Below are 6,950 nucleotides of genomic sequence, written 5' to 3'. Positions count from 1 at the left end.
TAGTCGGCCCTGCGAAATTCAGCCCGCCGCCGCGGTGCCCGACAGCCATCGCGAATCGCCCCGCATCCGCTTCGACGACGGCAACAACGCCGACGCGATGAACATACCCCGCAGCACTGCCAACCAAAGGGCGAAAAAAAGTCGTCCGGTGCGCCCGCGCACGATCGCCCGTAGCAGCCAGCGCAGGTTGTAGCCCGCCGCGCACAGCACCGTGTGCAGCGCATCGCCGAGGCTTCCGGCCAACCAGCATCGGTTCATCCGGTGATCGGCCTTCAGGTGCCCGATTGCCGGCTCGATCGCCTGGCGACGTTTCAACCACCGGCGCTGCCGGTTCGTCATCGACTTGAATCGTCCGCGATGGATGATCTCGATGCCCGGGTTGTCCGCATCGACACCGCGATAACCGAGATCGACAACGACCTGCTTCGGTGTGCGGCCGACGTCCTCGAGAAGAATTCCCGTCTGCTCGAGCTGCGCCGACAGGACGTGCCCGTCGTACGGATTGCCCGGGAAAGTGCGCGCACCGACGATCAATCCACGTCGGTGCGTGACGGCGATGCTCGCCTTCACGCCAAACTCGTAGGGCTGGCGTGCCTTCCCCTTGCCGATGCACTCCACTTCCGGAGCGTGCATCGCGTAGAGCTTGTTCTTGTCTTTCGGCTGCTGCTTGCGAATGCGATCGGCGCGCTCCATCACCGTCTGCAGCCGATGCACGGTGAAGGGCGACTCGGTCGTTGCTGTCTCGAGCTTCCTTTGCACCTCGCGCAGCACGATGCCGAGCACCGTGCGTTGGCGCTTGAGCACGCGGCGCAGCCGCTTGTACTGCTTTGCATGCGCATAGCCGCCGGCGCGACGGCGCAACGACTTGCCTTCGCGCGCGAAGGTCTGCTTCAGCGCGATGCCGGCGGCCTTTGCTGCCATCACGACCTTGTGACGTGCGATCTCCAGCAGCCGGCTGTCGGTCGGAAACGCGATCGCCTTCTCCTGCACCGTCGAGTCGACGATGACGCGCTCGAACTCGTTGGGGCGCACTGCCTTCGTCGTCACCGCCGTGTCGATCGTCGCCTTGAGCAGTTCCTCGACGCCGGCCTCGCCGATCGCACGGCGAAAGCGCCCGATCTGCGTCGCATCACACGGTGGCCGTGGCTCGTAGTACTCGTTGCCGCTGAAAAACTGCCAGACCACGTTCTCGGTCCAGCGCTCGACGAGTTCCTCGTCGCTCAAGTTGAACGCGTGCTTCAGGTACAGCAGCGACGCCATCAGGCGAATCGACAGGCGCGGCCTTCCTGCCGCACTCACTCCCGCGCCGACGAGTTGCGCGCTCGGGCCGAAGAGGTCGACCTCACCAACGACTGCGCCTGCGCGGTCCTTGTGCGCGAGCGGCGGGGCGAGAGCCGCTTCGATCTGCGACCAGGGCATGCGTTGCGCGAGAACCGCCAGCGGATGGCGCAGATCGATCATCTGATCGAGTCGGTTGCGAAAAAAATCGTCGGTGGCCAATGCGCAAAACCTCGATCGGATCGATGCGGAAAACTCTCAGGTTCTGCGCATGATTACACCAGTTTCTGAGAGTTCGGGCCACCGCGGATGTGCCGGGAATCAAGCACTGGCGCGGCTTTCCGAGGTTTCGCAGGGCCGACTCCCTAGGTTCATTCGAAGACACGATTCAGCTGGCGCTACGATGTGGCACTTCGCACTCGATCGTCGACAAGTAACGAACGCCTGTTCGCTTGGATATGCATCCGACGCGATATTTCGCGGCGCTCGCGCGGGACGATCAAACTCCGGATCGCTTGCGTCTCGCACCGCACGGCACGCCAAGCACTTTTTCGACTTTCTCTCCCACGGACTGCCATTCCGCAGTCGCTGGCGTCTCGGCGCAGATTATCGAAGTGGCACGTAGGTGCGTACCGCTCGCGTGTCTACTTACCGTTCGCGAGTTCAAAATGCGCCACGGAAGCGCCTGCATTCATCGCTGCCAAACGCCAGCGACTCCTGGACTCCTGAGGGACCGCGCTGATCGAATTCGCCGACTCGGAGTGATTGTGTGATAACTGGAATGCGAACTCCTCACCATTCGAAAGATCTAGCCAATATTTCCACAGTGTTCCCGGTTCCGCTACGTCAAACAATCCAACCTGCGCGCCCTGCTGAAAAAATATGTACTCCCGGTGGCGCTCCCGCTGCAGCGCAACGCCGCTCCAGGATGGCGGAATCGGGAAGTTCAATTCATGGAGAATTGTCGGAGCAATGTCAACCTGCGACGAGAGCCCAGAAAAATCCCGATCGACGAACGAGCGATAGCCAAACTCGGCGACTACAAGCGGTATTTCCAGCGCTTGCTGGTAAACGGCACCGCTATGCGAGAACACTCCGTGCTCTCCCAACATTTCCCCGTGGTCCGCCGTGATCACCACTATCGCGTCGTCGAGGTAACCCTTTTCTGAAAGCGCTTCGATCGACTTGCGGACCATTGCGTCAAACTGCAGAACGCCATTGTCATAGAAGTTCCGTGCCCGTTCGACGTCCGAGCTATCGGACAAGGTCTTTCCGAAACGAGCGTAGTTGACAAATGGACGAAAGCGCTCGAATCTTGCTTCTCGTCTGCCGAGAACGTGCGACGACATGAGATGCAGTTGCATCATCACAGGCGTCCCATCCCACCGGGGAAGAGTTTGCAGACGATCAATCACCAGCTGATCGTCGTTGGCGTAGTAGCCATGCGCCGTCGAGCCATCGACGTAATCATCCACCGCGCCGAACGACGCTCGGAGACCATAGAAGTTCGTGTGATCGCCACCGAGAATCATGCGGACCGAGTAGCCGTGCAATCTCAGAACCTCGTAAAGGGTTATTGGCTTCTCGGGGAACTGGTGTGCATATCGAGACTGCGCGATCGCCATCAGTCCGCAACTTGATTCTGCACACACGGATACCACGTTTGTGAGACTTCGAGCGCTACCCGATGATATAAGCCAGTCAATATAGGGGGTCGTCGACCGAAAGTAGCCGTTTGCGCTAATGTGGTCTGCGCGTAACGCATCCCCGATAATCAAGACAATATTCCGCTTGCGTAATGACGGAGCGGTAACGTAGTTCGCGCGAGCAACAGCTTCGGCGACATCAAGCATCTTTGCGCGTGTGGAACGCGTTTGTCCATGGCGCGCTCCCAATTCCGGAAATAGCATGAGACTGAATGGCTCTCGCTCCTTAGTTGGCGGAGTCGAGGCGAACAAATACAGTCGAACAGAGATAATGACGCATGCGGCGGAGAGAAGGAGAAGCAGCCAACGGGTCGGGGTACGACGAGCAACGACGATGACCCAATGGATCGGCGCCACAGAGCGGGAAAATAGGATGAGAGCAACTGCGACTAGTAGCGCGAGCGCGGAAGAGACGAGAGCCGGTGGAAACCCAAGCGCATCCAGCAACTCGAATGACTGCCCAATATACGTTCGAATCATCGGCAGGGTAGGCACCCTCCCCCAAGAGTGCAGGCCGATCGTGAAGCCAGTCTCGCAGATGATAAGCACAATCAGGGGGCCGACTACTAACCAAGCGTTAAGCCAGCGCACCAAGCGATCGCTTCTCACCGCACTACAAACCAAAAGGCGGAGCGTCACCCATGCGCCCCACAAGGTCGAGATGAGTGCGATGTGCGGCACGACAGCAGTCGCTTCTTCACCGAACCGACGCACATATACTGCGAGGAACACTGTCAGAATGGCCGCGATAAGAGCAAACTCGGCGCCTGCCCGCAGCGTTAGGCGTAACGACTCGAATCGAGGTCGAATGTTGTGCTTCGCGCTTAAGAAGGGTCTGATCAACGCGCCAAGGACAACGCTTCGCTCTATTGGATAAGGCACGCGTCGTCCTCCTCCACTTCAATCACGCTCGCTTCGTCGCAAATTCGCGTCGGCACTGAACCGATTCGCACCGCTCTACGCGTTGGGCACACGGGTTGATGGCGTCAACGCCACCAGCTTTCGGCACGCCACGCAGAGGTTCGACGACGCGAACAGCGTGTCGAGTTGAGTCGTGCTTTTCGATTGCGCGGGAGCGCACCTTCGTGAACCGGAACCGGTGCTTGATCACCACGCGAACGGATGCTCGATCCTCGCCCGCACGCTCGCCTTCAGTCGCTGTTTCGTTACACGGCGCATTCTCTCGGATCGTTCAGGCCTACCTCTTGACGGTTGCTCGGACCTGCAATGTCGATTCGGTGCACTTGCGCGCTCCTGGTTAGGGTATTTCCCTAGGCAACTCCTGCTTTGGCATGCAGCAGCGCCGGCCGTGTCACCACTCTGTGGGCAAAGGTTTCGGTCGCACTCGCGCAGTAGCGCTTTCCCTGCTCACCGCAATGAACTCACCCACGCACTTCCGCAAGCGGGGTCTCACGCTGGGCGCAAAACGAAAGAACCGCCCGAAGGCGGTCTTTCGAATAGCAAGCAACCAAGCTTATCGGCACTGTGCGGGAACGTACTTGTCATCGATCGCCGTCGCACACACCCACGTCAGCTGACCAGTACCGCTGATCTCGGTCGGCGTGAGGGTGATAGTTCCGGACGCATTGGGCACGGTAGACGTGATCGTGACAACGCCCGTTGTGTCTGTGATGGCGATTCCGCTCACGTAGGTCGTCGCGCCCGGAAACGTGTAGCCGCTGTTCGCCGCCGTGACCGAAGCGAGCGATCCCAGTGAGGACGTCGTTTCGGCCACTGCCAACTTGGCAGGCGCGGCCATCACGAGCACCTCGCTGATCTTGGCACGCGTCGTGTAGTCCTGATACGCCGGCAGCGCTACCGCTGCCAGAATCCCGATAATCGCAACAACGATCATCAGTTCGATCAACGTAAAGCCCTTCTGCACCTGCCTGCGAACCTGAGTCATCTTCATCTCGAGCTCCTCGATGGGTGATTGAGTCGGCCGAGGTCGTCGGCTCGTATCAATGGACGCAGGCAGCGTGCCATCGGGAATGAACGGTTCGAAACGCGCGACGGACGGCGCGAGCCGTGCAAGGCGTGTGCAATGCATCACGCTCGGCGCCGCAGGTCGTGATTCGAGGCTTCGACACCGTCGGAGAGGTGACGCCGGAGGTCAGCACCAGGTGACGTACCCCGTCACTTCCGCGCGGCTGCAAGGCCACGCCTTTCCGGCACTCGCACCGTGTTCACGGATGTCGCCATCCCCTGCCGCGGTGCCCGCCGCGGCGGAACCCTGATGCGTCACGTTCTTGCGGCGCGCGGTAGCGGTGCGCCCGCGCGGCATGGGCGAAGCGCCTCGCACGGCTGGAGTGGTAGCGTCGTCCGGCATCGGGCACCTCGGCGAAGAACCGACCGAAGTGCGATGGACGCCACGGGTGCTCGATGCAATACTTGCTCGCGCCTACGAGGCAAGCCCACAAGGGCTCCCGCGGGTGGGGCGCGGCGGCGACGCCATCGGTAATGTCGGCTCGCACTTCGCGGCACACGCAAATTGCAGCGCTTCCTGGCCGTCACTCACACCGCGAATCGCGACTCGAGAACTCGGCGACTCGGCGTAGATCTCCCGGCCGGTGCCAAGCCAGCCCGCCGGCGCTAAGATTGCCGGAAGGAACAGCAGTTGCCGGATTCGATACCGGAACCGAATACTCATCGGCGGCGCCACAGTCGACACCTCGAGGTTCGCCGAAACCCTCCAGGAGGCGGGAATTCCGGAGACGCAGGCGAAAGCGATCTCGAATGCCGTACGCAACGCCTGCGAGACGGCCGAACTGGTCACGAAAGCGGACCTCCGCGAAGCCGTCTCCGAGGTACGCGCGGAGATGCAGACGTTGGGTAACCGGATGCGATCCGACATCCAGCGCCTCGACTTCAAGATCGACAGGCTCGAGTTGCAGTTGACCGTCCGCCTCGGTAGTCTCGTCGTCGTCGCGCTCGGCGCCTTCACGGCGCTGTCGAAGTGGATCGCCTGAGGCCAGTGCTGGCACGGTGCGGCAACCGCGTCCCGATCGACCCCGCCCGAACTCGGCGCAGCGTCAGCTCTCGAGAAACGGATTCTGCACAAGCAGCCGTCCGTTCAACCTCTGCCCGTGCTGGAAGTCTTCGCTGTAGAGAATCTCGCAATGGCTGCGCAAGGCGGCTTCGGCAATCAGGGAGTCGAACCAGGACAACCGCTCCGCGTTCGCCAGTTCGTGCGCGTCGAGAACGAGATTGGGATGGGTGACGACGACTTCGAAGCTCGCCAGCGCCTCGAGCGCAACGCGGACGTCTGCCGGCGAAAATGCCGGCGCGAGTTTGCGCGTCAAGGCCGAGCGCAGTTCGATCATGACCTGGGTGCTGATCACGATGTCGTGCTCGCCGGCCAGCCCGCGCAGCCAGCGCGAAACGATGCGAGTCTTTTCGGGCTGCCGTCGATCCAGACGGTAGACCCAGAGGTTGGTGTCGACAAAAACACGCATCCGTTGCGCGGCAACTGCAACTCAGCGCTCGTGCAACGAATCGCGCGTCCAGTTTCCCGAACTACGCGAGACATTTCGCTTCGCGACTTTGTCGAGCGCATCCAGTGCTTCGAACTGGCGCGAACGGGCGTCGACGTAGCGGATCAGAAACTCGCGTACGACGGAGTTGACCGAGGTCTGCTCGCGTACCGCCGCTTCACGTGCCTTTTGCAGAAGATCGTCATCGATGCTCAAAGTCAGATTCGCCACCTGAGCCCTCTTGACGCCAAACGGGCAGTGTAACACGGGACCTGTGTTACTTTGGACTGTGTTGCTTCGGACGGTTCGGGCTCGCGACAGGCCCTACAACTCGAGCACATCCCCCCGCTCGAGCATCCTCGGCGTAAACCGCCCCGCCCACGCCCCCACCTCGCGCGCGATCGTCTCGCGATCCGAAGGCTTCAGGTGCGTGATCAGCACCTCCGGCTCCTTCTGCAGCTTCGCCAGCTCCTGCCCCAGCTGAATCGGGAAC

At 61.1% G+C, this 6,950-nt stretch carries 6 protein-coding genes; 1 reads left to right on the top strand and 5 read right to left on the bottom strand.

Annotation, left to right across the window (positions count from 1 at the left end):
• Nucleotides 1–18 precede the first annotated feature (18 nt).
• The 3 genes from ROZ37_RS21855 to ROZ37_RS21845 all read right to left on the bottom strand — a co-directional run bounded on the left by ROZ37_RS21855 (nucleotide 19) and on the right by ROZ37_RS21845 (nucleotide 4,896).
• Nucleotides 19–1,461: an IS5 family transposase gene (locus tag ROZ37_RS21855; RefSeq protein ID WP_409449988.1), complete on the bottom strand. Its 1,443-nt coding sequence runs from the start codon at nucleotides 1,459–1,461 to the stop codon at nucleotides 19–21.
• Between the two features lie 461 nt (nucleotides 1,462–1,922).
• Nucleotides 1,923–3,866, bottom strand: a complete 1,944-nt coding sequence (locus ROZ37_RS21850) for a sulfatase-like hydrolase/transferase (protein WP_312662829.1) — start codon at nucleotides 3,864–3,866, stop codon at nucleotides 1,923–1,925.
• Between the two features lie 592 nt (nucleotides 3,867–4,458).
• Nucleotides 4,459–4,896 (bottom strand): pilin, encoded by a 438-nt coding sequence (locus ROZ37_RS21845; protein WP_409449987.1) that lies wholly within the window; start codon nucleotides 4,894–4,896, stop codon nucleotides 4,459–4,461.
• A gap of 928 nt (nucleotides 4,897–5,824) precedes the next feature.
• On the opposite strand from ROZ37_RS21845, the gene ROZ37_RS21840 reads away from it, so the two are divergent.
• Nucleotides 5,825–5,953 carry a hypothetical protein gene (locus tag ROZ37_RS21840; protein WP_312662827.1) on the top strand — a complete coding sequence of 43 codons (129 nt, stop codon included), beginning with the start codon at nucleotides 5,825–5,827 and terminating at the stop codon, nucleotides 5,951–5,953.
• A 63-nt stretch (nucleotides 5,954–6,016) separates the two neighbouring features.
• Here the strand turns inward: ROZ37_RS21840 and ROZ37_RS21835 are convergent, their stop codons facing one another.
• The gene (locus ROZ37_RS21835) at nucleotides 6,017–6,439 is read right to left on the bottom strand and encodes a PIN domain-containing protein (RefSeq protein WP_312662825.1); all 423 of its coding nucleotides are present in this window, start codon (nucleotides 6,437–6,439) and stop codon (nucleotides 6,017–6,019) included.
• 21 nt (nucleotides 6,440–6,460) lie between these two features.
• Nucleotides 6,461–6,688: a DUF6364 family protein gene (locus ROZ37_RS21830; RefSeq protein WP_312662823.1), complete on the bottom strand. Its 228-nt coding sequence runs from the start codon at nucleotides 6,686–6,688 to the stop codon at nucleotides 6,461–6,463.
• Nucleotides 6,689–6,950 lie beyond the last annotated feature (262 nt).

Source organism: Aromatoleum sp. (genome assembly GCF_032027225.1).
Taxonomy (GTDB): Bacteria; Pseudomonadota; Gammaproteobacteria; order Burkholderiales; family Rhodocyclaceae; genus Aromatoleum.
The sequence above is the reverse complement of the archived record's forward strand: the minus strand, read 5'-3'. Positions and strand labels throughout refer to the sequence as shown.

Coding starts and splice junctions, on each gene's coding strand:
- ROZ37_RS21835 (WP_312662825.1), bottom strand. CDS start 6,439: ATGCGTGTTTTTGTCGACACCAACCTCTGGGTCTACCGTCTGGATCGA.
- ROZ37_RS21840 (WP_312662827.1), top strand. CDS start 5,825: ATGCGATCCGACATCCAGCGCCTCGACTTCAAGATCGACAGGCTCGAG.
- ROZ37_RS21855 (WP_409449988.1), bottom strand. CDS start 1,461: ATGATCGATCTGCGCCATCCGCTGGCGGTTCTCGCGCAACGCATGCCC.
- ROZ37_RS21845 (WP_409449987.1), bottom strand. CDS start 4,896: ATGAAGATGACTCAGGTTCGCAGGCAGGTGCAGAAGGGCTTTACGTTG.